Consider the following 2,184-nt stretch of genomic DNA (forward strand, 5'->3'; position numbering starts at 1 on the left):
CTTGGGGGTTTCCCCCATGAGCGACTGCCGTGGTTCCCCCCATGAGCGACTGCATCAAGACGGGAGTAGGGAACAAAAATTCTCACAATTGATTTAGGATTGCAATAGGCAATAGGCAAAAGAAACAATAATTGACGGCAACAATATCATAAAAGCGATGCAGTGAGGTGGAGATCCCCCCTAACCCCCCTTAGAAAGGGGGGAACAATAGCCCCTGCCCATGGACAAAAAGGCTATGGCTCTTCTAGCTTCCCCCTTATTAAGGGGGACGGGAGGGGGATCCCGACGGGCATTGGGAGGATTTATCCAAAATCCAGCCAGTATTGCCCATCTCCCCATCTCCCCAAACTCCCCTCTGATTCCCGATTCCCGATTCCCGATTCCCTTCTTCAACTAACAAAAGACTCAATCGCCTTAGCAGCACGACGCCCGGATAGGGTAGCTCCTTCCATACTATCGATATAGTCTTGTTGGGTATAGCTACCGGCTAGGAAGAAATTAGGGATTGGTGTCTTTTGGTTAGGGCGATAGGGGTCCATGCCAGGGGCTTCCCGGTATAGAGACTGAGCGAGTTTTACGACACTATACCAGGTCATGGTCAAGTCTCGTGAGGAGGGAAACAAGTTATGGACTTGGTGAAGCACATGTTTTGCGATCGCATCATTACTTTGTCGGATAAATGGGTCTCCTGGGGTTAGTACCAACTGCATCAGTGACCCTTCACCGGCTTTGTAATAGTCACCAGGACTAGTGAGAGCTAAATCTGCAAAGCAGGAAAAGTCAGCATCGGGAGTATACAGTAGATTATCCATCCCTGCTGCTTCTTGGAGTTGCTGGCGTTTCTCAGCATCATGAAGCTCTGTCACCCAGCCATCAAATCGTAGTTGGACCGTGGCCACTGGTACCGTATCCAGCTTGTAGATATTATCGAAATCGGACCACTTGCGCCATGATTTCGGTAACAGTCGTTTAACACCAGGCACATCAACGGCACAGACATAGGCATCAGCGGTAATGGTTTCTTCGGTTTCCCCTTTGGCAATCACTAAACCAGTCACTCGGGTTTCCTCTGGGGTTTCGGTAAACAGAATTTCCCTGACTTGGCGGCGAGTGTGGATTTTTGCTCCTCTTTCCTCTAAATACTGAATAATTGGTTTATGGAGGTACTCATGAGGAGAGCCTTCCAGCATTCGTAGTACCGATGCCTCGGTTCTAGCCGCAAATAACTGGAAGATGGTTAGCATACAACGGGCAGAAATATTCTCGGTATCGATGAAACCCAGAGCATAGGCAATGGGATTCCACATCCGCTTTAAACTACCGTCGGAACCACCATGACCGCGAAACCAATCAGCGAAACTGACCGCATCTAGGTCACGAATCGTTTTCATTGCGCCATCGAAATCTATCAAGCCACGCACCAGAGGGCTAATCCCCAGAGCAATGGAGTTTTGCAGCTTATCCTGGAGGGAGAGTTGGGAGGTGGTAAAAAAAGCTTTTAGGCCATTAAAGGGAGCACCAGTAATGAAGCGAAAGTCTAGCTCACCCTTGCGTCCATCATTATTAATAAAGGTGTGAGTATGCTCCTTCAGGCGCAGAAACTGGAACGCTCCCACCTTCTTCATCAGCTCAAACAGGTTGTAATAGCAGCCAAAGAAGACATGCAACCCCATTTCGATGTGATTGCCATCCTTATCTACCCAGCTGCCTACCTTTCCCCCCACAAAGGGACGGGATTCAAAAATTTCCACCTCATGACCAGCATCCACTAACTCTATTGCTGTGGCCATGCCCGCGAGCCCCGCACCAACGATTGCTAAGCGCATTCTCCCCTATCCTTTCAGTTTCTTTACAGATTGTAATATATTCCGGGAGTGGGGAGTCGGGAGTCGGGAGTCGGGAGAGTTGATGTAGATGTAGGGTGGGCAGTGCTTAGCGTCGAGATGGTCAGCTTTTTAATTGGGATCAAGCACTGCCCACCAGTGCGATCGCTTTTGACTCTTTCCTAATAATTTACTTTTGGTGGGCAGTGTTTTCCCCCGATGACAAGCTAATCTGATCGGTTTCGAGCACTGCCCACCCTACTATTCTTTCCTAATAATTTACTTTTGGTGGGCAGTGTTTTCCCCCGATGACAAGCTAATCTGATCGGTTTCGAGCACTGCCCACCCTACGCTTAATCTT

Annotated in this window: 3 protein-coding genes; 2 read left to right on the forward strand and 1 reads right to left on the reverse strand. The window is 48.9% G+C overall.

What is annotated here, in order from left to right:
* Positions 1 to 220: 220 nt before the first annotated feature.
* On the forward strand, positions 221 to 397 hold the full coding sequence (locus tag F6K20_RS35280; RefSeq protein WP_287265750.1) for a hypothetical protein: 177 nt from the start codon (positions 221 to 223) through the stop codon (positions 395 to 397).
* On the opposite strand, the gene zds is transcribed toward F6K20_RS35280, so the two are convergent.
* Positions 390 to 1,826 carry a 9,9'-di-cis-zeta-carotene desaturase gene (gene zds, locus F6K20_RS35285; protein WP_008181727.1) on the reverse strand — a complete coding sequence of 479 codons (1,437 nt, stop codon included), beginning with the start codon at positions 1,824 to 1,826 and terminating at the stop codon, positions 390 to 392. The two genes, F6K20_RS35280 and zds, sit on opposite strands and share 8 nt — an antisense overlap.
* A 48-nt stretch (positions 1,827 to 1,874) precedes the next feature.
* On the opposite strand from zds, the gene F6K20_RS35290 reads away from it, so the two are divergent.
* A complete protein-coding gene (locus F6K20_RS35290) occupies positions 1,875 to 2,009 on the forward strand; it encodes a hypothetical protein (RefSeq protein WP_267872004.1) in 135 nt (44 codons plus the stop codon).
* The last annotated feature ends 175 nt before the right edge of the window (positions 2,010 to 2,184 follow it).

The sequence above is a fragment of the Moorena sp. SIO2C4 genome (assembly GCF_010672485.1).
GTDB classification, from domain to species: domain Bacteria; phylum Cyanobacteriota; class Cyanobacteriia; order Cyanobacteriales; family Coleofasciculaceae; genus Moorena; species Moorena producens.

Excerpts from the sequence above, each read along its gene's own strand:
- F6K20_RS35280 (WP_287265750.1), top strand. The coding sequence starts at position 221 with ATGGACAAAAAGGCTATGGCTCTTCTAGCTTCCCCCTTATTAAGGGGG.
- zds (WP_008181727.1), bottom strand. The coding sequence starts at position 1,826 with ATGCGCTTAGCAATCGTTGGTGCGGGGCTCGCGGGCATGGCCACAGCA.